Origin of the sequence: Corynebacterium sp. HS2168-gen11 (assembly GCF_024834075.1) — a bacterium.
GTDB lineage: Bacteria > Actinomycetota > Actinomycetes > Mycobacteriales > Mycobacteriaceae > Corynebacterium.
Genome location: NZ_JANUXR010000001.1, coordinates 172,139 through 197,765 on the forward strand (window position 1 = coordinate 172,139; position 25,627 = coordinate 197,765).

General features: G+C 48.0%; 22 protein-coding genes. 8 read left to right on the forward strand and 14 right to left on the reverse strand.

The window, feature by feature from the left end; all coding sequences use genetic code 11:
• Positions 1–93: 93 nt before the first annotated feature.
• Together NXS99_RS00715 and NXS99_RS00720 are read right to left on the reverse strand one after the other, a co-directional pair.
• Positions 94–2,253, reverse strand: coding sequence for a DEAD/DEAH box helicase (locus tag NXS99_RS00715; protein WP_259286749.1), 2,160 nt, complete (start codon positions 2,251–2,253; stop codon positions 94–96).
• Between the two features lie 472 nt (positions 2,254–2,725).
• Positions 2,726–4,027, reverse strand: a complete 1,302-nt coding sequence (locus tag NXS99_RS00720; RefSeq protein ID WP_259286750.1) for an MFS transporter — start codon at positions 4,025–4,027, stop codon at positions 2,726–2,728.
• 227 nt (positions 4,028–4,254) lie between these two features.
• On the opposite strand from NXS99_RS00720, the gene NXS99_RS00725 reads away from it, so the two are divergent.
• On the forward strand, positions 4,255–4,749 hold the full coding sequence (locus tag NXS99_RS00725; RefSeq protein WP_259286751.1) for a hypothetical protein: 495 nt from the start codon (positions 4,255–4,257) through the stop codon (positions 4,747–4,749).
• Here the strand turns inward: NXS99_RS00725 and NXS99_RS00730 are convergent.
• The 5 genes from NXS99_RS00730 to NXS99_RS00750 all read right to left on the reverse strand — a co-directional run bounded on the left by NXS99_RS00730 (position 4,723) and on the right by NXS99_RS00750 (position 9,234).
• The gene (locus NXS99_RS00730) at positions 4,723–5,802 is read right to left on the reverse strand and encodes a hypothetical protein (RefSeq protein WP_259286752.1); all 1,080 of its coding nucleotides are present in this window, start codon (positions 5,800–5,802) and stop codon (positions 4,723–4,725) included. The genes NXS99_RS00725 and NXS99_RS00730 overlap by 27 nt on opposite strands.
• Positions 5,799–6,485, reverse strand: coding sequence for an energy-coupling factor transporter transmembrane protein EcfT (locus NXS99_RS00735; RefSeq protein ID WP_259286753.1), 687 nt, complete (start codon positions 6,483–6,485; stop codon positions 5,799–5,801). The genes NXS99_RS00730 and NXS99_RS00735 overlap by 4 nt, the downstream gene beginning before the upstream one ends.
• A gap of 7 nt (positions 6,486–6,492) precedes the next feature.
• The gene (locus tag NXS99_RS00740; protein ID WP_259286754.1) at positions 6,493–7,251 is read right to left on the reverse strand and encodes an ECF transporter S component; all 759 of its coding nucleotides are present in this window, start codon (positions 7,249–7,251) and stop codon (positions 6,493–6,495) included.
• 109 nt (positions 7,252–7,360) lie between these two features.
• Positions 7,361–8,308, reverse strand: coding sequence for a nucleoside hydrolase (locus NXS99_RS00745; protein WP_259286755.1), 948 nt, complete (start codon positions 8,306–8,308; stop codon positions 7,361–7,363).
• A 104-nt stretch (positions 8,309–8,412) separates the two neighbouring features.
• A complete protein-coding gene (locus NXS99_RS00750) occupies positions 8,413–9,234 on the reverse strand; it encodes a DNA primase (protein WP_259286756.1) in 822 nt (273 codons plus the stop codon).
• Between the two features lie 566 nt (positions 9,235–9,800).
• Between NXS99_RS00750 and NXS99_RS00755 the strand changes: the two genes are divergently transcribed.
• The gene (locus tag NXS99_RS00755; RefSeq protein WP_259286757.1) at positions 9,801–10,520 is read left to right on the forward strand and encodes an EcsC family protein; all 720 of its coding nucleotides are present in this window, start codon (positions 9,801–9,803) and stop codon (positions 10,518–10,520) included.
• A 568-nt stretch (positions 10,521–11,088) separates the two neighbouring features.
• Entirely contained in the window at positions 11,089–14,775 is a 3,687-nt protein-coding gene (locus NXS99_RS00760; protein WP_396124790.1) for a multifunctional oxoglutarate decarboxylase/oxoglutarate dehydrogenase thiamine pyrophosphate-binding subunit/dihydrolipoyllysine-residue succinyltransferase subunit, read from the forward strand.
• Between the two features lie 237 nt (positions 14,776–15,012).
• Here the strand turns inward: NXS99_RS00760 and NXS99_RS00765 are convergent, their stop codons facing one another.
• Together NXS99_RS00765 and NXS99_RS00770 are read right to left on the reverse strand one after the other, a co-directional pair.
• Positions 15,013–15,693, reverse strand: coding sequence for a hypothetical protein (locus NXS99_RS00765; protein WP_259286759.1), 681 nt, complete (start codon positions 15,691–15,693; stop codon positions 15,013–15,015).
• A gap of 59 nt (positions 15,694–15,752) precedes the next feature.
• Positions 15,753–16,238, reverse strand: coding sequence for a general stress protein (locus tag NXS99_RS00770; RefSeq protein WP_259286760.1), 486 nt, complete (start codon positions 16,236–16,238; stop codon positions 15,753–15,755).
• An 83-nt stretch (positions 16,239–16,321) separates the two neighbouring features.
• On the opposite strand from NXS99_RS00770, the gene NXS99_RS00775 reads away from it, so the two are divergent.
• The 3 genes from NXS99_RS00775 to NXS99_RS00785 are packed head-to-tail and all read left to right on the forward strand — an operon-like array spanning position 16,322 to position 19,356.
• Complete coding sequence (locus NXS99_RS00775) at positions 16,322–17,626, forward strand: magnesium transporter MgtE N-terminal domain-containing protein (RefSeq protein ID WP_259286761.1); 1,305 nt, start codon at positions 16,322–16,324, stop codon at positions 17,624–17,626.
• Entirely contained in the window at positions 17,619–18,209 is a 591-nt protein-coding gene (locus NXS99_RS00780) for a DUF1003 domain-containing protein (protein WP_259286762.1), read from the forward strand. Before NXS99_RS00775 ends, NXS99_RS00780 begins: the two co-directional genes overlap by 8 nt.
• A gap of 16 nt (positions 18,210–18,225) precedes the next feature.
• The gene (locus tag NXS99_RS00785; RefSeq protein WP_259286763.1) at positions 18,226–19,356 is read left to right on the forward strand and encodes an Mrp/NBP35 family ATP-binding protein; all 1,131 of its coding nucleotides are present in this window, start codon (positions 18,226–18,228) and stop codon (positions 19,354–19,356) included.
• Between the two features lie 134 nt (positions 19,357–19,490).
• Here NXS99_RS00785 and NXS99_RS00790 read toward each other — a convergent pair whose 3' ends face one another.
• The 3 genes from NXS99_RS00790 to sigE form a co-directional block, all read right to left on the reverse strand.
• Complete coding sequence (locus NXS99_RS00790) at positions 19,491–19,991, reverse strand: twin-arginine translocase TatA/TatE family subunit (RefSeq protein WP_259286764.1); 501 nt, start codon at positions 19,989–19,991, stop codon at positions 19,491–19,493.
• 14 nt (positions 19,992–20,005) lie between these two features.
• On the reverse strand, positions 20,006–20,368 hold the full coding sequence (locus NXS99_RS00795) for a zf-HC2 domain-containing protein (protein ID WP_259286765.1): 363 nt from the start codon (positions 20,366–20,368) through the stop codon (positions 20,006–20,008).
• Positions 20,369–20,594: 226 nt separating this feature from the next.
• Positions 20,595–21,197: an RNA polymerase sigma factor SigE gene (sigE, locus tag NXS99_RS00800; protein ID WP_259286766.1), complete on the reverse strand. Its 603-nt coding sequence runs from the start codon at positions 21,195–21,197 to the stop codon at positions 20,595–20,597.
• 135 nt (positions 21,198–21,332) lie between these two features.
• On the opposite strand from sigE, the gene NXS99_RS00805 reads away from it, so the two are divergent.
• A complete protein-coding gene (locus tag NXS99_RS00805; protein WP_396124785.1) occupies positions 21,333–21,989 on the forward strand; it encodes an O-methyltransferase in 657 nt (218 codons plus the stop codon).
• A gap of 111 nt (positions 21,990–22,100) precedes the next feature.
• Here the strand turns inward: NXS99_RS00805 and glgC are convergent, their stop codons facing one another.
• Positions 22,101–23,321 (reverse strand): glucose-1-phosphate adenylyltransferase, encoded by a 1,221-nt coding sequence (glgC, locus tag NXS99_RS00810; protein WP_396124786.1) that lies wholly within the window; start codon positions 23,319–23,321, stop codon positions 22,101–22,103.
• Between the two features lie 102 nt (positions 23,322–23,423).
• Between glgC and glgA the strand changes: the two genes are divergently transcribed.
• Positions 23,424–24,590, forward strand: a complete 1,167-nt coding sequence (glgA, locus tag NXS99_RS00815) for a glycogen synthase (protein ID WP_259286769.1) — start codon at positions 23,424–23,426, stop codon at positions 24,588–24,590.
• Positions 24,591–24,681: 91 nt separating this feature from the next.
• Here the strand turns inward: glgA and NXS99_RS00820 are convergent, their stop codons facing one another.
• Entirely contained in the window at positions 24,682–25,551 is an 870-nt protein-coding gene (locus NXS99_RS00820; protein ID WP_259286770.1) for a methyltransferase domain-containing protein, read from the reverse strand.
• Between the last annotated feature and the right edge of the window lie 76 nt (positions 25,552–25,627).

Below are 25,627 nucleotides of genomic sequence, written 5' to 3' on the forward strand. Positions count from 1 at the left end.
AGTTTTTATATGTCTTGCAATCATGAAAAGGAGCTTTCAAGCAATATGCTTGAAAGCTCCTTTTCATGAAACTAGGTTATCGAACGGCTCAGGTTAATCGCGCCATCCACCGCCACGACGGTCATCACGACCACCACGGAAACCGCCACCGCGACGATCATCACGACCACCACGACGGTCATCACGACCACCACGGAAACCGCCACCGCGACGATCATCACGACCACCACGGAAACCACCGCCACGACGGTCATCACGACCACCACCACGACCACCACGGAAGCCACCACGATCTTCGCGTTCTTCACGAGCAGGGATAACTGCGTTTTGATCGCGCTCAATATGAATCAATTGGCCACTGATGCGAGTATCGCGCAGATTGTCTAAAACAGAGCTTGGCATATTTGTTGGCAACTCAACTAAGGTGTGATCAGCAGCAATGCTAATACGACCGAAGTCTTTATTCGAGAGTCCGCCTTCGTTTGCCAACGCACCAACAATGGCACCTGGGCGAACATGCTGGCGACGTCCAACAGCAAGACGGTATACCGCCATATCTTTGCCAGAACGCTCGAAGCGAGAACTTCCACGATCACGGTCACGGCCACCACGACGGTCGTCGTCAAAGCGTCCACCACGACGGTCATCATCAAAACGACCTCCGCGACGATCATCGCGACCACGATCACGACGTTGCTCTGGTGGAAGTTCCTTCATTAAGAACTCACTACCAGCAGAAGCCTGAGTTGCAAGAGCGGCAGCGATATCTTCCAAAGGAACATCGTGCTCTTCGGAATATTGCTTGACCAATGCGCGGAAAATTGCGATCTGCGAATCTTCTAAGGATTCCGTAATGGAATCAGCAAACTTTGCCTTACGAGATTCGTTAACTTCGTCGACAGTTGGCAGTTCCATCTCGAGCAATGGAGCATTTGTTGCACGTTCAATATTGCGCAAGAAACGACGCTCGCGAGGAGTCACGAACAAGATAGCTTCGCCACTACGCCCTGCGCGGCCGGTACGACCAATGCGGTGCACGTAAGATTCGGTATCAGACGGAATGTCATAGTTCAAAACGTGCGAAATACGCTCCACATCCAAACCACGAGCAGCCACATCTGTTGCGACCAGAATGTCCAAGCGACCATCTTTGAGTTGATCAACGGTACGTTCACGCTGTTGCTGCGCGATATCACCATTGATTGCGGCAGCGGAGAATCCACGTGCGCGCAGCTTCTCAGCAACTTCTTCGGTCTCATGCTTCGTACGTACGAACATGATCATTGCTTCGAATTCAGTGACTTCCAAAATACGAGTCAAGGCATCCAGCTTGTTGCGATGTGCAACATTTAAGAAACGCTGGGTGATATTGGTATTCGTACGAGTCTCAGATTTCACCTGAATTTCACGAGGATTCTTCATGTAATCACGTGAAATACGACGAATGCTGTTTGGCATCGTCGCAGAGAACAACGCAACTTGTTTCTCTTCTGGGGTATCTTCCAAAATACGCTCGACGTCTTCTTGGAATCCCATGTTGAGCATTTCGTCAGCCTCATCGAGAACCAAGAAACGCAAGTTAGAGATGTCTAATGATCCTTTTTGCAGGTGATCAATCACACGACCTGGCGTACCCACAACGATGTGAGCGCCGCGACGTAAACCGGAAAGTTGAATACCATATGCCTGACCACCATAGATTGGCAGGACATTTACAGGTTCACCGATATGATCGGCGAAAGATTGGAACGCATCTGCAACCTGGAGAGCCAACTCACGAGTTGGTGCAAGCACCAATGCCTGTGGGTGACGAACCTTGGCGTCAATACGCGAAAGGATTGGAAGGGCAAACGCTGCAGTTTTACCTGTACCAGTTTGTGCCAGACCTAATACGTCGTGGCCTTCCATCAGGACAGGAATAGTCTGGGCCTGAATTGGTGATGGCGTTTCATAGCCAACCTTATGCACTGCCCTTAAGACGTTTTCTGGCAGATTAAGGTCACTAAACTGTGGGCCTTCCGCCTTTTCTTCCTTTTTAGCGGAGGTACCTTCTGGGGCACTCTCGTTTTCATTGTCTACAGTTTCTGTAGAGCCGGTGGCCTCAGAAGTATCCGCAACCCTGGAGTCATCTTCGCCAAGCACCTGTTCAAGGGTGGTTGGGCCGTCGACTTCCTGCGAAGTTTCCTGAGATTCCGACACAAAATTTTCATCCAGCTCAAAAGCGCCGCTGGTAGCGTCATCGGTAATACTCATTGCATATCAACGGTACGCTATTTATTCGGGAAAGGCGAATTACAGAAATCGACCCATAGCCTTGACATGTGCAGATTCTTCCATATTTGCCAATGCTTGTGCATTGTCTTAGTGACAGAAAATTTGCTGGTCAGATACCTATAGATAAAGCTGCGTGTGCAATCTTGCAATCAAAGATTTTTAATACAACAACTCATTCACTATCGAAAAGATCTCTTGTGTTTTGTATCATGCCAACGCCACCTCACTACTCCAACGGCACATGCATATTTCTATAGCGTCTCCAGCTGCCGTAATTTGATTAATGCGACAACCAGAACTATTGCCGCTGGTCGCTGCAGAATCGACGTCACTATTGCCTTGGTTTTCACGTACCTTTTTCGGCAATAATCTGACCGCAATGATGACTGGATTGTTACTTCTGCGCTCAAAGCATCTGCCGTTTAAAAGAGACTTAGCATTTCACCTCGTTTTAGGATGAAGATTTCTTTAATGTGTCTTTCACCATGATCCATTGAAGTGCTGCGAAGGATATAACGGCACCTGTAATACAGAAGGCAATAGTGAAGTCATATAGTTGCGCTACAGCGCCGATACAGATTGGCCCTGCAATTGCCCCTAAATCTGCCACCATTTGAAAGGTGGCTACTGCCCTTCCTTCATTGCGCTTACCGCCAAGGACATCGGCCAGACTTGCTTGAAGAGCCGGATTGAACAAGCCATTACCGAATCCGGCAATGATGGAAATACCTAGGAGCACAATGAAATGCGTCGTAAAGCCAGTTACGGCAGTAAAAAGTGCGGCAGTGCTAAGTCCTGCGATCATAAGGGGTTTGCGGCCGATTCGATCGGAGAGCCGTCCTGAAAATTGCAGGGCAATTGCAGTTCCAACAGCTTGTGCGGAAAGTACGAATCCGGCTTTTGCGCCGCCATGTTCAAAGCTTGCGTAGACAAATAATGGAATAATTGCAACACGAACACCGAAATTTGCGAATCCATTGGCGAAATTCGCACATAAAATAGCGCGATAAGCAGGTAATTTCAGTAATTCGCGAAGGGAAACCGGTGTTTGTTGCTGATTATTTGGCTCAAGCGCTCCGATGTTTTTCGGCAGTTTCATATACACCACAGCGGCTGCAACCAAAAGCAAACTGCCATAAATAATAAATGGTAAACGCATACCCAAAAACGCAAGTGACGAACCTGCGAGCGGGCCTAGAATTGCGCCAAAAAGAAAACTAGAAGCATATGCTGATGAGCATCGTCCGCGAATATCAGGTGGTGAGAGTTTGACGATTAATCCCATCGCCGAAACTGTAAACATTACTGATCCGATACCTGCAATGCCTCGAAACAGGACCATATGCCAAAACTGTTGAGCTGCACCGACAAGTCCGGTGCTAATGGCAACCGTCAGCAAGCCTGTCACATACACCCAGCGTGCACCTAGAAGTTCGACGAGCTTGCCAGAGACAGACGCAAACAGTAGCCGTACTCCGCCGAACACCGAGATAACCAAGCCTGCTGCAGCCATGCCAACCCCAAAGGAAGTGGCAAATTGAGGCAAAATTGGTGCAATAAAGCCATATCCAAGCGCAATGATAAATCCTGCCGAAATAAGTACATAGATCTCATGCGGAATCTTTGTTGGCGATGATGCAGATGCGTCGCTTGGTACATCTACCTGGGATTCAGTGAGACCAGAAAGGCGTGATTGAGATTCTTGCGAGTGCAATTGTTGTGGTTGTTGCGGTGTTCGATTCGGATTGGTCATAAAAGTTGCGTTACTACTTCCATTTGGCAGATTCGGCGTATCGCGCGAGTACGAGAGTTCGCCAGAATAGCACCATTGTCACATCATAGTGTTTGCATTCAGGCTACTCGCACCTTTTAAAACTTATAACAGCGGCAGGAAAAAATTTTTCAACTAACCCTTGACTTGTCGAACAAGTGTTCTATATTTGAAGTATGACGTTATCCCATACCGCTACAGTGCACACCATGAACACACACAAGTTTTTCTCCTGGACCTCTCGAACGAGATCAACTGGTACGCTGCAGATTCAAAAATCGAACAACAGTCTGAATCGTGATGAAATTATTAGCAACATTCAAACAATGATCCACCACCCTCGTTCATTGACCCGTCATACGCCAAAATGGCACCCCCCAACACATGCTTTGCCGAGCCTGACGAAACATTCGCTGTCAATCCAAGTGCAGCGTTATCGCGTTGGAAGTGTTGCTGCTCAATCAATACGAGTGCTTGAACCATATCGAAACCCTGCTTATTTAGTCATTGCCAGTTTTGAAAATGGCCGAGGGCATTTTGGTGTCTGCCATCAGTGGATTACGGACATCGTTGGGGAAGATTACATAGACTGCGTCCATTTGCTTCCCGACGACGACCAGTTCATGTTCGCATGGGTAGTCGACAGTCACTTCCAGCCGATGCACTCCCCTCAAGCACTATTCGATTCGCGCAGTGCCGCCTAATTGAACAGTCACCACCGTCGCATACTGTTGAATCTCAGTAATGACAGTTTGTTTATGGCATGTCAAAATAATTGCTGGCGGGTAAGGTCTCGCTAATGCTTGAGCGCATAGTTGATGGAATTTGCCCATCGAGGCTTCTAAACACACATCTGGTTCATCAAGAATAATCAGATCAACCTCGCGCTTAAGCGTACGAGCAATTTGTGCAAGACGAAGCTGACCTGCAGATAAATCTAATGGATGCATCTGCGGCTCAAGGTCTAACGCAACTGCTGCAGCCTCACTGCCAAGATACGCAGCAACCGTTGTCTCAACAATATGATCAATCGCACGCTGTGTTGCATATGCGACCGTAATATTTTGCGGTGGGTGCAAAGCAAGCTGTTGCAACATGGTGGTTTTACCAATCCCATTTGCACCAGCAAGCCATACTACCTGCCCTCTTTGAAGGACAAGATCAATAGTGGGGGTTGTGAACTCTACTACCGGTGCTCGCAAAAACCTACGCCGCAATTTCAATCCTTGTAACTGCTCACATACTATCGGCACACCAGGTTCACTGCACTGAATACGTTGTGGCAACTCATAGGTCTGCGGTGGTTCCATCCATATCCCAGAGATTCCTGGTATCTCTGCAGCACTATAGACGAAGACTTCACCTGGATATTCTGCTAATACCTCAAGCACACGGGTGATCGCATATGGATCAAGACCATCACATGGCTGCTCTACCACCATCTGCGGAGCACCCACTAAAATAACCATTGCTAAAGCCACAAGTCGAGTTTGTCCACCAGAAAGCTTCGTTGGATCTTGTTCTAAAAGTTTAACAATGCCAAGGCTGGTTGCAATCTGCTGTACAACATGTTCCATCGCTGCAGCTTCTTGACCACGTTGCTCTAAGGCAAATGCCAATTCTTCAGCAACAGTAGCTCGCAGATAACTGATATATACCGCTGGATCTGGTCCTAAATAACTCGAATGAGGCAATCGCTGAGCATGCTGGTATGCCTTTTGCCCAATATTTTGGCTGAACAACCATTGCACGCTCATAATGCCACCACCAAACAAGCAGCCAACAGTACACCGATTCTCATGATTTGAGCAGCAAAGCTATCTGGGATCGCTCGCATAACAGTACGCTTACCACTTGCATCCACACCCAACACTGCTAATGCAACACCACGATGATGTGCCGCAGTAAACAAGTGCATAAATAGTGGAATAACCACAAGCGAAACAACATTTCGTGCCCGGATTTTTACACCTGCAAGTTCATGAGCTTGATAAATATTGTTCAAAATTTCACGAGCATGAGGTAAAAATTGCAGCGATGCTCCCAACAAATACGCAATTTTGTGGTTGAGCCAACTGCCTTGCATAGCTTTGACAAGATCTGGAATCGTCACAGCCGTCAGGCACGCTAATATCGCAGCGATCACTGCGGTAATTCTGATAATGAGGGCTCCAGCTATTCGCGCGCCGTCACTGGTAATAAACGGGGCAATCTGTATATCTCCAAAGGGAATATGAATAATTGCAATCGAAAGTCCGACTGGCAAGGCAAAACCAACAACTGTTGCCAATAATGCTGGTGTTCGTGTGTTCCAGCTTCCCCAGGCCAACGCCACCCCACAGATCAACGCGGAGGTATACGGATCATTGCGCCCAAAAATAACAATGCAACTTGCCACACCAAGGCTTATGACCGTCCAAGGATGCAACCGTGATTCCATCTATGCCTCAGTGTTCGGAAATGTCGGCATTCGTGTGAAAAGAACTTCGCACACTCAGCGGTAATTTGTTCAAACTTGCCACGGCTAATGCAAACACAATGGCTTTATCTAATGGATCAGAAAGCAATGATTGCAAGGTAACCGCACCTAGGAGAGAATTTCCCATTTCTCGAAAGAGCGCAACAACAGCACCAGTGCCAAGACCTGCAGTACCACCATACACAAACGCTGCAATTGGGGCGGCAAATGCCGCAGTCAAAACTCCGACACCTCCTCCTACCAGAGCTGCACGCACAGGTGTACGGAGTAAATTGCGTTGAGCGGCAAGACCTGCAAGTACACCCACCAATCCGCTAATGGCGGCAAAAGGAAGGACCGATGGATTCATCATTGCCCACACCAGAATTGTCATAATCCCAGTAGCAAGACCTGCAAGTGGACCAAGCAATAATGCAACAAAAACAGTACCAACTGAATCCAAATACAAAGGAATACCGAAGGCATGCACAACTTGGCCAGTAATAATGTTCATAGCCAAGGCGATTGGAATCAACGCTAATGCTTGTGCGCGAAGATGCGGCACACTTGCCATAAGCAGGAAGATTGCACCACCAAGATAGCCAAGTAATGTCACTGTAGCCGCTGGTGAGTGAATTGCGCTTTCCCATGAAATTGGACGAATAATGACCAAAAACAACCAGGTTGCGAAAATCAACAGAGTGCCTGCAACGGTATAAATTTTATGAATCAGTGGTAAGCGTGACATCCGTTCCTCTACGTATTCTTGCAGGCAAAATCCCCTGCCAATATATATATTTGGCGTACCTACTATGTCACCTCGTAGGTAGCTTAAGTACTCTGACTATCCCAGTACTCTAGCGCATCGCTAAGATTTTTCCCAACGCTTTCATAACACGCGCTAATTCTTCATGTGCTTGCGCAATATCGATATCTGTCACGAGTGAAACTCCATGTTCGCGATTCCAATGTCCCTTGAAATCAGCAATTGTTGTTCCTCGGCATAACGATGATTCTGTTTCGACATCAACTGTCGTAGCGGTTGCAGAATATTGGGCCGTTGAAAGTGCCACCATGCATGTCACAAGATCGTGAATCTGAGCTTGATAACCTTCTTGTTGCTGTTCGTGAAATTCAAAATAAAAACGTAACGAATCGATAAGAACCTGAGCTACAGGATGCTCTCCTATGTATTCCACGAGCGAAGAAAGTTCAGGAGGAGTCAGCAAAAATTGTTCGGTCACGCCTAATGAGCACACTGTGATTGGATGCCGCTGAAGTGCTGCGTCAAATACTTCTTTCGCTGCATGCGGATCCACCCAACTATTCCACTCGGCAGTTGGCGTGGTATTTCCTGGATACAAATAACTGCCGCCCATAAGCGTTATATGCTTTGGCCAAGGATGGCTACGTAACCATGTGGCAAGATTGGTGGCAGGTCCTGTCACAATTAAACAGGTGTCATCCTTGAGATATTCATGCCAGAGTTGTTGCCAATCGTATCGAATCTCTTGTTCACCAACCGTGACGTATCCTAAACCAGTTGGCCCGTGGGTCTCTGGCGTCGTCGTCAAGGCGAGCGCTATTGGTTTTTTGCTACCACATGCAACGGGGATGTCGGCAAGGCCTACGAGATCGAGTAAAAATTTGGTATTCCACGCACATTGTTCGGCATCGCCATTACCAGCTGTGGTGGTCACGGCTTGCAGTCGAATTTCGCCAAGCTGGTGTAATCCAGCCAAATACAACAATGCCACTGCATCATCGATGCCGGTATCGCAATCGAATACTACGTCAATACTCATAGCTACCGCCTATAGGGGGTCTTGAACGCCAACACTCACCGGATTCGCAAAACCTAAGCAGAATCCAGTGAGTGTCAACAGCGCAATAGGATTAGCAGAAATGCTTATGCATCTTCGGCATCGTCTTCGTCATCGAAAGAGGCTTCAAGCGCTTCTGCGTCTTCGAAATAAAACTCGTCATCGTCATCATCTTCGTCATCAGTGCCGAAAAGATCGTAGAGTTCTGCTTCGTCTTCATCAATAACCGCACCCAGCTGATTTTCCCACAGTTCAGCATTATCCGCGGCAAGAGAAATAACATCAAAAAGTTTATCGAAATCATCAAAAACGCCAAGTTCAAGGGTTTCTACACGGTTTTCGATCAGGGCATCTGTCAGCTCTTCAAGCAATTCGGCGATCTCACGCTCGTTCATGCCAGCCGCTTGTGCCCGCTCCAGCGCGAGCTCTTGTGCGTCTTCCAATGCATCTTCAAATCCAATACCAACGGTTTCAAAAGACACATGTGCAACTGGATTTTGGTCGACAACATCAAAGCCGACTCGCAGCACACCAGAATCAGTCAATGGTGCCCAGACAGTGTTATCGGAGTCGATACCTTGTTCAAATTCAATATCCTCGATGCGTTCATCAGTGCCTTCAAGCAGATCACGCATCACGGTGACAATTTGATCAGTAACCACATACGAAGCAACGGTGGTCACTGCATCTTCAACCGAAAAGACTACCGAAGTCAATACTGCGTCGAAATCATCGTCTTCACTATCCGCAGTTGCAATATATACATTCGCTGCAGGCAGAAGCGGATCAATTTCATGAAACTGCACTTCTAATTCCGGCGAAATTGGAACGAACAAAATATCGTTATGGACACGAGACTCAATACCGTCTGCATCTAAGGCATTGGCTATATCTTCAAAAAAGCTCATGATCTTCTATACGTCCTTGTCAAAGCCGGAACGGACACTGCTACTTGCAGATAACTATAAGCGTAGCGGTAACTGAGAACTTTGGGTACACATTTTCTCCATTGATTTATCTCAATTTTGTTCTGTACACACCAAAATCATGACATACCTGCGAAATATCTGTTTTGTAACGATCAGCATCGGGATAAAAAATAGGCCGCAGTGTTCATCTTCCCATCTTTTACCACTTTTATTCTTCACGATACCCAACACTCGCCACTAGCGACGCAGTAGTAATACAGTAACAAAGCAGCATCGTTCAAACTTATTACCTTGCTAATCGCATCACAGCACACGCGTGAAACATTCCTCGCATCTGCTGCTCACTCACAAACTACCAGCCCTCACAACCTGCCACTGACCTATCACCGATATTCTTGCCCCAACATCAGCCATCCTCAGGTATTTCATTCTGCAGTACCATCGACCGACTTTATACTTTCGCCACAACAAGATTCCTGCACGTAACGGAAATTCTCACTACGCTAGAAGATACAAATGCTAAATAAATATGAAAGAACATCATCATGGCTAAACTCAACCCAACCATTACTTCTATTTTAGATTCCAACTCCAATGCGATTCTGGCTGATAAAGGATTTATGGCGAAATTTTTTATTCAATCTTTAGAAAAAGCTGTCAATCTACAGTCCGGTGTCATCAAGAAATATGTCGACTGGTTGCAAACGAAAAACCCAGAAAGCACTCCTGCAGAGATTCAAAAACATCTTGATCGTCGTTTTATTCAAACGGTGACAGGTTCAGGTGCTGGTGTGGGATTAACCTCGGCAATACCAGGTGTTGGGCTTTTCACTGGTGCTGCGGCAGTCAGTGCAGAAAGTCTATTCTTCCTCGACGCTGCTGCCACCTACGCAGTTGCCTCTGGTTATCTTCGGGGAGTTGATATTGATGATCCGGAGCGTCGCAAAGCATTAGTGATCATCGCTTTGCTTGGTTCGGAAGGCACTGCACTTAGCCAGGCATTATTGTTAAACGATTCACTCATGGGCGTCGTGAAGCATGCAAGCACCTCAAAGCTTGTCGATTTCAACGGTGTAGTCGTCACCTTAGCGGTGAAGCAATTGCGCAAGTCGCTACACATGTCCTGGCTGGGCAAATTATTGCCACTTGGCATTGGCGCCGTGGCAGGTTCTATGGCAAATAAAAAGCTTGCACGAACCGTTGTGAAGCATGTTCATAAAGCAATGGGACCGATTCAATCGCATACTGGCGAAATTCGCGCTTAAAACGCAACCCACCGCAAGGATTGCTGGAAAGCATTTTTAGCAATCACTAACTTGCAGCCATGCAAGATTACCTCACAGACTCCCCCACTATGTGAACATGATCTTAAGCATTCAGGCCACCCCCTATCCGCCACCCACTCATACTGAGGTAACGTTCACAGCCATACATTCAAGTGAGCTATGCCATATTTTAATAAGGTCATTTTTGAATCGTCGCAGACAAGCATCATACGTCGCAAACCTGACTTTTGACGCTTATCGACGACTCCACGGTGACATCTTCTTCACATCAATTCCCCACCCACTACATCCTTTCGGGGGTAGTTATCTCACACTCTGGCAGGCCAGCGGCCTTTAAAATACCTGTTTATAAAAAAGTTGTGAAACTGATAACACAGACACCTAAAATGATCATGAATGCCATTGCAGCAAGTAGCCTAAAACTATTAGCCTGTAGTGAGCTATAAATCTGCGAAATGATGAACAAACCTTTCACAAAGAAATGAGGCGAGCATCTGCCGTGAGCAGCGCTAGTACTTTCGGTCAAAATCAATGGCTGGTCGACGAAATGTTCCAGCAGTTCCAACACGATCCACAGTCAGTAGATCCGGAATGGCGAACGCTCTTTGAAAAACAAAGTGGTTCATCACCTCAGGCACGTTCTACCGCTGCCGCAGCTGGAACCGCACCAACCCCTCCTGCCAGCTCGGCACCAGCTACAGGCAACCCGGTTGCCCCTGCCACAGGAGCCTTTGCAACTAAAGCTGATCAGCACCGCGAAGATGCTGAGGCAAAAGCTGCCCAACAACAGGTGACAGCACGGAAGATGCAGCAATCACCATTGTCCCGAATTAGTGATTTACCTGCTGCTGGCCAAAAGCCAATGAAAGGCATTTTTAAGGCAATCGCAAAGAACATGGACGAGTCTTTGGAAGTTCCAACGGCAACTTCTGTTCGCGATATGCCAGTGAAATTGATGTTTGAAAATCGTGCAATTATTAATGCACACTTCAAGCGCACCAGCGGCGGCAAAGTTTCTTTCACACACATCTTAGGATATGCCCTGATCAAGGCGATTATGGCCCATCCTGATATGAACAACCATTATGAGATCATCGATGGCAAACCAACTATCGTAGTTCCAGAGCATATTAACTTAGGCTTGGCCATCGATCTGCCACAAAAAGATGGCACTCGTGCACTTGTGGTTGCAGCCATTAAGGAATGCGAAACGTTAAGCTTCGCGGAATTTGTTGCCAAATATGAAGATATTGTGAAACGTTCTCGCGTCGGCAAGCTCACAATGGATGATTATGCTGGCGTTACGGTTTCGCTTACGAATCCAGGCGGCATTGGTACCCGCCACTCTGTGCCACGTTTAACCAAGGGACAAGGTGCCATTATTGGCGTCGGTTCCATGGATTATCCAGCAGAATTTGCTGGCGCATCGGTAGACCGTCTGGCAGAACTTGGCGTTGGCAAGCTAGTCACGTTGACTTCCACCTACGATCACCGCATCATTCAAGGTGCAGAGTCCGGCGACTTCCTGCGCACCATTAGCCACCTGATTATCGATGATTCCTTCTGGGATGACATCTTCGAGTCTGTGGGCATTCCATATGCACCAATGCGTTGGGCACAAGACTTACCAAACACTGGTTTGGATAAGAACACCCGCGTGATGCAATTAATTGAGGCATATCGCTCTCGCGGCCACCTGATTGCCGATACCAACCCACTGCGTTGGGTTCAGCCAGGTATGCCAGTACCAGATCACCGCGATTTGGACATCGAAACCCATGGCCTGACTATTTGGGATCTTGATCGTACCTTCCACGTTGGCGGCTTTGCTGGCAAAGAAACCATGACCTTGCGCGACGTACTGTCAGTACTGCGAAACGCATATACCTTGAAGGTTGGTTTCGAATACACCCACATCTTGGACCGCGACGAGCGCACCTGGCTGCAAGATCGCCTGGAAAAGGGCATGCCAAAGCCAACCAGTGCAGAACAGAAGTACATTATGCAGCAGCTCAACGCTGCCGAAGCATTCGAGAACTTCCTGCAAACAAAGTACGTTGGCCAAAAGCGATTCTCTCTTGAAGGCGCTGAAGCGTTGATCCCAATGATGGATGCGGCAATTGATACCGCAGCTGGTCAAGGCTTGGATGAAGTTGTCATCGGTATGCCACACCGTGGACGCTTGAATGTGCTGTTCAACATCGTCGGCAAGCCACTGAAAACTATTTTCACTGAGTTTGAAGGCCGTATTGAATCCAAGGCTGCTGGTGGTTCCGGTGACGTGAAGTACCACCTAGGTGCAGAAGGCACCCACCTACAGATGTTTGGTGACGGTGAAATTAAGGTCACCTTGACAGCAAACCCATCTCACTTGGAAGCTGTGAACCCAGTGATGGAAGGTATTGCACGCGCAAAGCAAGACTTGCTGGATAAGGGCGAGAACGGTTATTCCGTTATGCCACTGTTGCTCCACGGTGACGCAGCTTTTGCTGGACTTGGCATTGTGCCAGAAACCATTAACTTGGCACAGCTGCGCGGCTACACGGTTGGCGGTACGGTTCATATTGTGGTCAATAACCAGATTGGCTTTACCACTACACCAGATTCTTCACGTTCGAGCCACTATGCAACTGATATTGCAAAGGCCTACGGCTGCCCAATCTTCCACGTGAACGGTGATGATCCAGAAGCTGTTGTCTGGGTTGGCCAGCTGGCAACCGAATACCGTCGTCGGTTCGGCAAGGACGTATTTATTGACTTAATTGCATATCGACGCCGCGGTCACAACGAAGCTGATGATCCTTCGATGACGCAGCCAAAGATGTACGAATTGATCGAAGGCCGCAAGACCGTTCGTGACCAGTACATTGAAGATTTGCTTGGTCGTGGCGATCTTTCCAAAGAAGATGCCGAGAAGGTTGCACGCGACTTCCATGATCAAATGGAATCTGTGTTCAATGAAGTGAAGGAAGCTGAAAAAGCAGCCTTTACCCAGCAAGAAGGCATTACCGCTGCACAGCAGCTGCCACACGGCTTGGAAACTAATATCACCAAAGCTGACCTGCTCGAAATTGCGCAAGCATACGCGCAGGTACCAGAAAGCTTCACCTTGCACCCACGTGTGGCGCCAGTCGCGAAGAAGCGCCTGGAAGCTGCCACCCAAGGCGGAATTGACTGGGGCTGGGGCGAATTAATTGCATTCTCCTCCTTGGCAAATTCCGGCAAGCTGGTACGCCTGGCAGGTGAGGATTCCCGCCGTGGTACCTTCACGCAGCGTCACGCTGTAGTCTTCGATCCAACCAATGGCGAAGAATATAACGGCTTGCATGAATTAGCAGAAAAGAAGGGCAATGGCGGCAAGTTCTTGGTCTATAACTCTGCGCTGACTGAGTACGCTGGCATGGGCTTTGAATACGGCTATTCTGTGGGTAACCCGGATGCAGTGGTGGCATGGGAAGCACAGTTCGGTGACTTCGCGAACGGTGCCCAAACGATTATTGATGAGTACGTCTCTTCCGGTGAAACCAAGTGGGGCCAGACATCTTCAGTAATCTTGCTCTTGCCACACGGCTACGAAGGCCAAGGCCCAGACCACTCCTCTGCTCGTATCGAGCGCTACCTGCAGCTATGTGCTGAAGGTACGATGACCGTGGCACAGCCTTCTACCCCAGCAAACTACTTCCACTTGCTGCGTCGTCACGCATTGGGCAACTTGAAGCGCCCATTGGTGGTCTTCACGCCAAAGTCAATGCTGCGTATGAAAGCTGCCACCTCCAGCGTGGAAGACTTCACTGAGACCAAGAAGTTCCAGGCTGTGATCAATGATCCACGCTTCGTCAACCGTGATGGCGCGATCATTGGTGATGTGAATAAGGTCAAGAAGATCATGCTGGTCTCTGGCAAGCTGTACTACGAATTGGCAAAGCGAGCAGAAAAAGATAGCCGCGACGATGTTGCAATCGTGCGTATCGAAATGCTGCACCCAATTCCATTCAACCGCTTGCGCGAAACCTTCAGCATGTATCCAAACGCAGAAGAAATTCGTTTCTGCCAGGATGAGCCAGCAAACCAAGGTCCATGGCCATTCCTGAATGAACATCTGCGTGAGTTGATCCCGAACCTGCTGCCATTCAAGCGCATCTCGCGTCGTGCACAGGCTTCCACCGCAACTGGTTTGTCAAAGGTACACGCTGTCGAGCAAGAAGCACTGCTCAACGAAGCATTCGCTGACTAATCTTGCATAAACAAACGCTGGTTATCATTGCTATTTCAGTAGTGATAACCAGCGTTTATGTATATTCACGTGCCATATCTATCCAAAGCTTATGAATATGTGCCAGTGCACGAATTTTCCGGTATATCTTGACGTGCACACGACTCGGCAGCGTCGCAAAGCATGCATGATCTTTGATTGAGTGTTGAGCGTGCACCTACACTAATCTGACTTACACGTGCAGTATGGGATGAATCGTTAAAACTCTAGACCTTGAGCATCTAAGAACTTAGCGACGACTTCGCGCGCAGAGCCGTTTTTTAATTGTGCGACCATCGCATCAAGGCGCTCATTCGTAATTGCACCAGAAATGATATTTAACACATTTCGTTCGTCACGATCGAGCACAGAAGTTTGATACAGCGGCAAAATATGCTCTGGAAGTTGTGTGTTCGAATCATGACAGCCAATGGCATTCGATGGATCTGCGGCATTGAGATGATCAGATAATTGCGCCATCACTGCTGCATAGAGTTCTTCACGCTGCTGATGAAAATCGGCATGCTCGCGTTCAAATTTCGCAACTAGCTCGGCTGCTGCAGGTCGGTTTAATTCCTCCAATAATGAACCGGTACATACAATTGCAACATTCGCATCAGCTTCTAAAAAACGAAATCGCGAACTTGTGCTACCAACAGCTTCCAACGAAAGAGAAACTTGGCGTCCGTGGCGTTCAAGTCCTTGGCGATACAATTCACCGAGGATTAAATGTTTATCTTGATCCGATTCAACAGTGACTAAGATGATGCGTGATTCATCAGGACGTTGACTACGTTGCGGTTCAAACACTTCAAGGTAACGACCGTCCACAGCAGCTGCAATGACGAACGTACACATCGCAAGACCGAGACCAGAAAGTACCCCCCGTGGCAGTTTCATCACTGTATTCGTCTCCTTGAACGATTCAATCTTTTAGCTTTTACCCTAGCGAACTTTACTTATACGCGTTGGACAAACGCCTCAAGTATTTCACGACCTTTACGAGCCTGGCTGCTTTCACAAATAATTTCATATCGTTGTGCAACTAACGCAGTTTCAGTAACAAACATTGGCTTCTGCCCGTGCACAACATAACGGATCGCAGAAACACACATCAATGCAATGATGCCGCCGCCAATACCAATGAGCATCGAGAAGAACCATTCTTCTTGAAGAATTGAAAGGCCTATTCCCGCTATCGCACCAATAGCAGCACCTGTGAGTGCAGCCGACACAAGAATGCTCAACCAGTTCAGCTTGCCGAGTATACGATGTACTTCCATTAAATCCAGACCAACGATGCTTACCATGGTGACATCGAAGCCATGTTCGTCCAAGTACTGCACTGCTTGTTGCGCAGTCTCGTAATGCTCAAATGTACCGATCGGCCAACCGTGAGGTTTCACCTTCTCAGTGGTTGGATTGGAATGGAAAAGTTCTGCCATAGTGATCTGTCCCTTAATCTTGTGCGACGTCACAGTTTATCTTAGTTCACGTTCCCTGACGAAATACGACTACACTAGGGGCCATGAGTGATGTAACCCGCGTATATGCCGGTCGTTTATCAGGCATGGTCGTTCGTGGCCCTGAAACTGATGCTATTGGCCGCGTTCGTGATGTTGTCGTGAATGTGCGTCCGAATGGGCATACTTCGCGAGTCCTTGGTCTTGTCGTAGAAATGACAAACAAGCGTCGTATTTTCTTACCGATGTTACGTGTTGGATCCATTGATCCTCATGAAATTATGCTGGTCTCTGGGTCTGTTTCGTTGCGCGGTTACAAACCACGCACGGGTGAGGTTGCAATTTTAGGTGATCTCGTTGGTTCATCAGTACATATCGATGATCCTGAATTGCCTCGTTTGCATGCGAAGCCAGTCGAAATCGCCGATATTGAATTAGAACGCACCCGTACTCGCGATTGGGCGATTTCTGCAGTTGCGGTGTTAGAAACTCGTGGAACATTTTCGCGGCGATCCGAAGTCTTTATTGTGCCTTGGAAACATGTTCATGGCATTACAGCCGCTGGTGTTGGTATGTCGGATGCTGCTGCTGAATTGATTGCGGAGTTTGAAGACATGCGTCCGGCAGACGTTGCCTCAGCGCTATATGAGCTGCCAGAAACGCAGCGTGTCACGGTCGCCTCAGAATTTGATGATGAGCGCTTGGCCGACGTGCTGCAAGAAATGAGTGAAGATCGTCAGGCTGAACTGATTGAAACCTTAGATATTGAACGAGCTGCAGACGTTTTGGAAGAAATGGATCCCGATGATGCAGCAGACCTCTTGTCTGAGTTAGATCACCAAAAAGCTGACGTGTTATTGGAATTGATGGACCCAGAAGAGTCTGCACCTGTGCGTCGCTTGATGAGTTTTAACCCTGATACTGTCGGTGCATTGATGACACCGGAGCCATTAATTCTTACGCCGCAAACGACTGTGGCTGAAGCACTTGCACAAGCATGTAATCCTGATTTGCCAACATCGTTGGCTTCAATTGTGTTCGTGGTTCGCCCGCCAACTGCAACGCCAACGGGTAAATATTTGGGATCCGTGCATCTCCAGCGTCTTTTGCGTGAGCCACCTTCGACATTAGTCTCGGGTATCCTTGATCCGGATTTACCTCCATTATATGCCGACGATAGTCAAGAAACTGCAGCTCGTTACTTTGCAACCTATAACTTGGTGTGCGGGCCAGTTATTGATAATGATCAGCACTTGCTTGGTGCGGTCGCCGTAGACGACTTGCTTGATCACCTCTTACCGGATGATTGGCGCGATACGGGTATCCGCCCTGAGAATGACCCAGAAGAAGGAGGCGTAACCCATGAGTGATCTGGACACCCCTCGTTTGCTGGGTAAGCGAACATTTTTAAAATTTGACGACGATACGGTAGGCGCCTATGCCGAACGCGTCGCTCGTTTTTTCGGTACAGGCCGCTATTTGATGTGGCAAACAGTGTTCGTTGCCATTTGGATTGCGCTGAATCTAAGTGTGTTTTGGTGGCGATGGGATCCATATCCATTCATCTTGCTGAACTTGGCGTTTTCCACTCAGGCAGCATACGCAGCACCACTCATTTTGTTAGCACAGAATCGCCAAGAAGATCGCGACCGTATCACCATTAATGAGGATCGTCGTCGTGCCTTTGAGACGAAAGCAAATACGGAATATATCACGCGCGAATTAGCAGGTTTGCGTTTAGCTATGGGTGAATTGGTTACCCGCGACTATTTACGCCATGAGCTTGAAGATTTGCACACTATGTTAGAAAGAATTGAAGCCAAGCTCGATGAAGAAGTTGCGGAGCGTACCGCGTATCGTCACCATATTGGCGATAATGATGCTGCAGAAGATCTTTCTGATCCAATTTTAGGGCGCAACACGAAACACATCGACCACAATCGTAAGAAATAAGCGAGTATTTCCACGCATGACAACTATTACAGAACAAGACGTCCGCCAGGCACTCTCACGAGTTGAAGATCCAGAAATTGGCAAACCATTAACCGAACTCGGCATGGTGAAAGCCATTGATATTCACGATAATAATGTTGCTGTCGTGCTGTATTTAACAATCGCTGGCTGCCCGATGAAAAATACGCTTACCGAGAACGCGCATGCTGCTGTCGCAGAGATTCCTGGTGTCGGTGAAGTCACGGTCACTACTGACGTCATGAGTGATCAGCAACGTCGTGAGCTACGGCAATCCTTGCGCGGTGATATGACAGAGCCGGTGATTCCTTTTACTGAACCTGGAAACACCACCCGCATTTTTGCAGTGTCGTCCGGTAAAGGTGGCGTGGGTAAATCTTCAATGACGGTTAATCTTGCCGTGTCGTTCGCAGCACGCGGATTAAAAGTTGGCATCTTGGATGCGGATATCTACGGCCATTCAATTCCTGGCATGCTTGGGAATCAAGAGCGTCCTCATGCAATCGACGATATGATCATGCCTCCTGTTGCCCACGGCGTAAAACTCATTTCAATTGCGCACTTTGTTGAAGGCAATGCTCCAGTGGTCTGGCGTGGCCCAATGCTCCACCGCGCAATTCAGCAATTCTTAGGTGATGTATTCTGGGGCGATCTTGATATTTTGCTGCTTGATTTGCCACCTGGAACTGGTGATATTGCAATTTCGGTTGCCCAATTATTGCCGCACGCTGAAATCCTGATTGTCACAACGCCGCAAGCTGCCGCTGCTGAGGTAGCAGAACGCGCTGGTACCATTTCCTTGCAAACGCAACAGCCGGTTGCTGGTGTAATTGAAAATATGGGAGCTATGGTGCTACCTGATGGCACACTCCTGGATGTTTTTGGTTCAGGTGGTGGCGAGGCTGTTGCAAAACGTATTAGCACCCTCACTGGCGCACAAGTCCGTGTATTAGGCAGTGTTCCACTTGATCCGCAATTACGGGAAGGCGGCGATACTGGTGTTCCAATTAGCGTTGCACATCCAGAATCGCCAACTGCACAAGCAATTAGCGCAATTGTCGATCAACTTATTGTTCGCAAAGATTCACTCGCAGGACGCCCACTTGGTCTGGGTGTGCAATCGCACTAGCTCCTCGCTAAGATGACCGGCAACACCTGCAACACAGCAGCACCTGCGACCCATAAACTGCAGTGCTAGCCAGCTCATATAACGTATAAGCTCCTTACAGTAAAGAAACTGCAAGGAGCTTATACGTTTTTCAATTAAGCAATATCTTCCCAGCTAAAATTACGGTTTTGCGGTCCCGCTGGCGGTAATTGTGGAGACGCTGGTTGCGTCGCTTGCGCAGATGACGACGCTGGTCGTTGTACCTGTGGTTGCGGTCGTGGTTGTGATTGAGTCTCTGGACCAAGCAATTGTGGCTTGCCGCTTAAGCCTGTCTCTAAATCTTCTCGACTCAATAGCTTCTTTGGATCAAGCGCATTCACGGTTTCCTCATCACCATCAAAGAGCACCTTGGTGATCGCGCCTTTTGGCCCCATGCGTTGAATAGTACGGATTTGATCCAGTGGCTGCCGGAAGTCTTCAAATTCAGAAACGAAATCGCCATTGAGTTCTTTTTTAGCATTATTGATAGCACGTCGAGCCGCATAGATTGCTGCACGTACATCTTCAATGACTCCTGGAAGTCGTTCTGGACCGATTACGATAAGGGCAATGACTAAGATCATGAAGATCTCTACCCAACCAACGCTATTAAACACAATCTCAACCTTACCTAAGGGTGTAGGTTTCCACGGAACTTTGCAAGAAATGAGTCTCGTTGACCAGGCTGTTCGGCAACGTGACAAGCTGCATCTTCAGCAAGAACTTGCAGCTTTGCAATCAATTCAGAACTTGCATGCATGTTTTTGCAACCAGAACGGAGACGCTGCGAGGCACGCATTTGTTTTTTCACTTCCGTGCAGCATTCAACGCATCGCTCAAAATGCATCCGCGCGCGGCGAGCGGCAGCAGCTGAAAGTTCATTATCAACATACGCTGCAATAGCTTCTGGGTTCAGATGGTCCACGACAGTAAACTTTTGTACCGCCTGGCGAACTTTAGAGCTATATGGAGCTATCTTCGCTTCGTAATGCACAACGCCTCCTTTAACGCTCAGTCCTGATCCTCATTTTAAAGCAGTTTGCGAGTCGAGGTGAGAATATTTGCATGTTCACCCTTAATCTTACCGAAACACTGCTGCAATCTCTCAGTGAGCAGCATCTCTTTTATACTGCTGATACACTGTCATCTCGTAATATCAATCTCTTTTTCGCGCGACGACATCGCCGAACGCGTGATCGTTGCATATTACGATCACGCAACTAGGAACGAATCAACAACTGAGCTTCTTCATCAACTGCAGCTCGTTCTTCCAAACTCACCCGCAGTTGGGATCGCCCACGGTGAATACGCGAGCGTACAGTGCCCATCTTTACGCCTAAGGTTTCAGCAATTTCGTCGTAGCTCATTCCAACAACGTCACACAAAACAACTGCAACACGAAACTCAGGGGCAAGCTCATCAAGTGCATCTTGTAAAGCTGGATCGAGGTGAGAGACACTATAGGCTTGTTCTGGGCCAATGGTAGTCGCTGGCACACGCTCATAGTCTTCCGGCAGTGATTCCATATAAATTTTGGAACGATGCCGCACCATGTCTAAAAAGAGATTCGTGGTAATACGATGCAACCAGCCTTCAAAAGTGCCTGGTTTATAGTTTTTTACCGAACGAAATACTCGCATGAAGGTTTCTTGCGTTAAATCTTCTGCATCATGTTCGTTACCACTGAGGCGATACGCCAAGCGATACACACCGTCAGCGTGTTGTTTGACAAGTTCACCCCACGGCGGCATTTCACCGGTACCGGCATCAAATGCAGCAGTACCAGCTAAGGTCTCAGATTGAGGGGAAACTTTAGAAGCCATGTCTTCTATGGTGCCTTATCAAGCTCATGAATAGCAATTAGGAAGCTGTGAATTTACTGTCAATACTGACTATTTCACAACTTTTTTGTATCATCTTCCCCACCAGTCACAACATTGATTGTCATTCCACCGCAAATGCGCGGAACACTTTATGCTAGAACCGTGACCGAAGAATTGCGTACCTACATCGAACAAACCTCAAGCCAACATCCCGCTTTTGCACAAGCACTTGAGGATGCCCACGAGTTCGGCCTGACTATTCCAGACACCATGACAGGCGAACTCCTTTCAACGCTCACAGCAGCAGCTCATGCGCGCAGCGCAATTATAGTCACTCCAGCTGCTAGCATCGTTGGCTTATATATCCTCAAAGGCCTGCAAGATTCTGGCACCTTGACCTGCGTAGACCAAGAACCGGAATATCATAAGCGTGCCAAAGATGCCTTCCGCGCTGCAGGTTACTCCTTGACAAATATTCGCTTCTTACCATCACCGCCACTGACAGTTATGAAGCGTTTTGCACAAGACTCCTATCAACTCGTCTATGGCGAAGTTCCACCTGTTGACATTCAAGCGTTTGTCGACGCAGCCTTGCCACTGCTTTCCGTAGGCGGCTCGATTGTCTTGCCTGACATGCTTTTCGACGGCACCATCGGCGATCACACTCGAAAAGATCGTGATTCAGTCGCAGCCCGTGAAGCTGATGAGTATATTCGTAATCTCGAACACGTACTCGTCACCCGCTTGCCATTAGGCGCTGGCATGGTGGTCATTACTAAATTAGATGCATAATGCATCAGCAATTATCTTTACTTTAAGACTTCACACAACAGCACACCGTCGCAAAGCCAAAAACTATCCTTGGCCATGCGACGGTGTGCTTTCTCTCAAGTCATAGGTAGATTATGACACCACAGTGTTTTTCCCTACAACTACAACGCCACCTGGGCTAACAGCGAAGCGCTCTTCGTCGCGCTGACGGTCAACACCAATTAACGTACCGTCATTGACAATCACGTTCTTATCCAAAATGGCGTGGCGAACAACTGCGCCTTTACCAATCCGAACACCTGGCATTAAGACAGAACCTTCAACCGTTGCACCTTCCTCGACAACCACGTCGGTAGAAAGCACGGAATTGCGCACCGTCGAACCAGAAATAATAGAGCCTTGCGCCACCATGGAGGATTGCGCAATGCCACCTTGCACAAACTTTGCTGGAGGCAATTCACCAAGATCGGTCGAACGGATGGGCCACTTTTGGTTATACAGGTTAAAGATTGGAAGCACCGAGATTAAATCCATATGTGCTTCGTAGAAGGCATCGATGGTACCAACGTCACGCCAGTAACCGCGATCACGATCGGTGGAACCTGGTACGTGGTTATTGGAGAAGTCATACACGTGCGCATCATTCTTCGAAACGAAGTATGGAATGATGTCGCCACCCATATCGTGCGTAGAATCTGGATTGACTTCATCAGCCTTTAACGCTTCGATAAGATCCTTCGTGGTAAATACGTAGTTCCCCATTGAAGCATAGGTCATCTCAGGGTCATCCGGGGTACCTGGTGGATCAGCTGGTTTTTCCAAAAACTCAGTGATGTTGCCATCCTCATCGGATTGAATGCAACCAAATGCGGAAGCTTCAGCGCGCGGAATGCGAATACCTGCAACAGAAACTGCCTTGCCAGACTTGATATGGTCTTCGACCATTTGCTCTGGATCCATACGGTAGACGTGATCCGCACCAAAAACGATCACATAGTCAGGATTCTCATCGTAGATCAAGTTCAAAGACTGCAAAATCGCATCTGCAGAGCCAAGATACCAGTGCTTACCAAGACGCTGCTGGGCAGGCACCGAAGCAATATACTGAGCCGTTGGGCCCGAGAATTGCCATGCTTGGGAAATATGACGGTCCAGGGAATGCGATTTGTACTGGGTTAGCACGCAAATCTTCATATACCCTGCGTTGACCAGATTCGATAACACGAAGTCGATCAAGCGGTAGGTACCGCCAAATGGAACAGCAGGTTTAGCTCGATCTTCAGTAAGCGGGAACAAACGCTTACCTTCACCACCTGCTAGGACAATTGCTAAAACGTTATTTTGATTCCTCACATCCTTCAATTTATCCCAGTTTTTCAACAATTGTATGAGTTTTTCAAAAATGCGAGATATAACACCCTGCGAAATACCCCAAAAGCAGCTACATTGAACAGTATGAGAGTTGCAATGATGACCAAAGAATACCCACCCGAGATTTATGGCGGCGCTGGTGTGCATGTCACTGAATTGACCCGTTACATGCGCGAACTTGTGCCTGTCGACGTCCACTGCATGGGCAAACCACGCACCGAAGCCGATGTTTACGTACACAGCTTTGACGACGCACTGCGCACTGCCAATCCAGCAATCCAAACCCTCTCCACCGGTTTACGCATGGCAGAAGCAGCAGCGGGGGCAAGCGTTGTCCACACCCATACGTGGTATACCGGACTTGGCGGCCATCTCGCAGCACGACTGCATGGCATTCCGCATGTTGCAACTGCTCACTCTTTAGAGCCTGATCGCCCTTGGAAGCGTGAACAGCTCGGCGGCGGTTACGATATTTCTTCTTGGTCAGAACGCAACGCAATGGAGTATGCAGATGCGGTTATTGCAGTTTCAGCAAAAATGAAACATGCTGTACTTGAAGCGTATCCACGAATTGATGCAGACAAGATTCACGTGGTCCTCAATGGTATTGACACTGAATTGTGGCAACCACGACCAACATTCCAAGAACACTCTGTTCTCACCGAACTGGGCGTTGATTCGACTCGTCCAATTGTGGCTTTCGTTGGTCGTATTACGCGCCAAAAAGGTGTCGAGCATTTAGTGAAAGCTGCTCGTAACTTTGATCCTGCAATTCAACTCGTGTTATGTGCCGGTGCTCCTGATACTCCTGAAATTGCAGCACGCACCAAGACTCTAGTTGAAGATCTCCAAGCCGAACGCGACGGGATTATTTGGGTGCAGGATATGCTACCAAAGGAGAAGATTCAAGAGATCCTCACTGCAGCTGATGTGTTCGTCTGCCCTTCAATTTATGAGCCACTCGGCATTGTCAATCTTGAAGCAATGGCATGTGGGACGGCAGTGGTAGCCTCTGATGTCGGAGGCATCCCTGAGGTTGTTGTTGATGGCGTTACCGGCAGTTTGGTGCATTACGACGAAGCCGATGTAGCAGCGTTTGAACACGATCTTGCAGCAGCTGTCAATACTGTGGTTGCAGATCAAGAGCGTGCTCACCAATTTGGTATTGCTGGCCGCACACGAGCAGTACAAGACTTCTCGTGGGCAACTATTGCACAACAAACTGTCGATATTTATCGTAGCCTGCTCTAATTCAGCATATTCTTTGCATAGCAATCACCCCTTGTGTTTCCTCAAAACTGAGTGACACACAAGGGGTGAAGTGTTTGAAATTGCGTAATCCCTATGCGATTCGACGCAGTCGAGTCACACTTGCACGCGCAGTAACCTGCATTGTTGATGGCAATGCCGCAACGCGTTCATTCAATTCTTCTGGAGCAATATGACGTGCTGATGGGCTCATGCCAATTTGAGTCGCAATCGAGTTTTGATCCAAGTTCATCACAAACTCCACTGTTTGACTTGGCTCAACTTGCACCAAATAATCTTTTGCTTGTTCCAGCATGCGCTCAATCTTGCCGGATTCCACATCAAGAATACCGAGTGGATCACGCAGCTCTGATAAATGGCCAACATTTGGCGTCATGACAACAACTTCGCCGTGTGGTTTTAATACCCGAGCAAATTCTTGTGGGTTTCGAGGCGCAAATACCACGGTGATGGCATCAATAGAATTATCGCGAATTGGTAAGGTCGACCATGCATCTGCGACCACTGCACCAACGCGTGGATGACATTTGGCAAGGACTTTCGCTGCTGGGATAGAAGCATCCAGCCCTACACCGCGAGCACCATGAATTGAGTCCAAAACATGTGAGAGATAGTAGCCAGTACCTGCACCAACTTCTAGAATTGCAGGTGTTGCATCATCCGGCACTCCGGCATCATCAAGGACATGGGCAACAGTGGTTGATACGGCTTCAACAAATGGCGCAAAGTGCCCACGCGATAAAAAGGTTTCGCGGGCAGCAACCATTGAAAAATCATCGCCATTATGTTTTAAGCCAGTACCAGGGGCTAACGTAATATAGCCTTGGCGTGCAACATCGAAGGAATGACCACTTGCAGAGATGAGTCGTTTGTATTCATCAACCCCGCTTAAGGAAGATCCATCCATAGGATCTGCGAGTAAATCGATAACATCAGCAAGCATCGCGAATGGGCTCCTTTAATTTTCAAGCGGGGATAAAAAAGAGATTCGCCCTAGTATAGACGAATCTCCAAGTACA

Bases quoted from the DNA above. Each gene is read 5' to 3' on its own strand.
- NXS99_RS00715 (WP_259286749.1), bottom strand. From the start codon at position 2,253: ATGAGTATTACCGATGACGCTACCAGCGGCGCTTTTGAGCTGGATGAA.
- NXS99_RS00720 (WP_259286750.1), bottom strand. From the start codon at position 4,027: ATGACCAATCCGAATCGAACACCGCAACAACCACAACAATTGCACTCG.
- NXS99_RS00725 (WP_259286751.1), top strand. From the start codon at position 4,255: ATGAACACACACAAGTTTTTCTCCTGGACCTCTCGAACGAGATCAACT.
- NXS99_RS00730 (WP_259286752.1), bottom strand. From the start codon at position 5,802: ATGAGCGTGCAATGGTTGTTCAGCCAAAATATTGGGCAAAAGGCATAC.
- NXS99_RS00735 (WP_259286753.1), bottom strand. From the start codon at position 6,485: ATGGAATCACGGTTGCATCCTTGGACGGTCATAAGCCTTGGTGTGGCA.
- NXS99_RS00740 (WP_259286754.1), bottom strand. From the start codon at position 7,251: ATGTCACGCTTACCACTGATTCATAAAATTTATACCGTTGCAGGCACT.
- NXS99_RS00745 (WP_259286755.1), bottom strand. From the start codon at position 8,308: ATGAGTATTGACGTAGTATTCGATTGCGATACCGGCATCGATGATGCA.
- NXS99_RS00750 (WP_259286756.1), bottom strand. From the start codon at position 9,234: ATGAGCTTTTTTGAAGATATAGCCAATGCCTTAGATGCAGACGGTATT.
- NXS99_RS00755 (WP_259286757.1), top strand. From the start codon at position 9,801: ATGGCTAAACTCAACCCAACCATTACTTCTATTTTAGATTCCAACTCC.
- NXS99_RS00760 (WP_396124790.1), top strand. From the start codon at position 11,089: ATGTTCCAGCAGTTCCAACACGATCCACAGTCAGTAGATCCGGAATGG.
- NXS99_RS00765 (WP_259286759.1), bottom strand. From the start codon at position 15,693: ATGAAACTGCCACGGGGGGTACTTTCTGGTCTCGGTCTTGCGATGTGT.
- NXS99_RS00770 (WP_259286760.1), bottom strand. From the start codon at position 16,238: ATGGCAGAACTTTTCCATTCCAATCCAACCACTGAGAAGGTGAAACCT.
- NXS99_RS00775 (WP_259286761.1), top strand. From the start codon at position 16,322: ATGAGTGATGTAACCCGCGTATATGCCGGTCGTTTATCAGGCATGGTC.
- NXS99_RS00780 (WP_259286762.1), top strand. From the start codon at position 17,619: ATGAGTGATCTGGACACCCCTCGTTTGCTGGGTAAGCGAACATTTTTA.
- NXS99_RS00785 (WP_259286763.1), top strand. From the start codon at position 18,226: ATGACAACTATTACAGAACAAGACGTCCGCCAGGCACTCTCACGAGTT.
- sigE (WP_259286766.1), bottom strand. From the start codon at position 21,197: ATGGCTTCTAAAGTTTCCCCTCAATCTGAGACCTTAGCTGGTACTGCT.
- NXS99_RS00805 (WP_396124785.1), top strand. From the start codon at position 21,333: ATGCGCGGAACACTTTATGCTAGAACCGTGACCGAAGAATTGCGTACC.
- glgA (WP_259286769.1), top strand. From the start codon at position 23,424: ATGAGAGTTGCAATGATGACCAAAGAATACCCACCCGAGATTTATGGC.
- NXS99_RS00820 (WP_259286770.1), bottom strand. From the start codon at position 25,551: ATGCTTGCTGATGTTATCGATTTACTCGCAGATCCTATGGATGGATCT.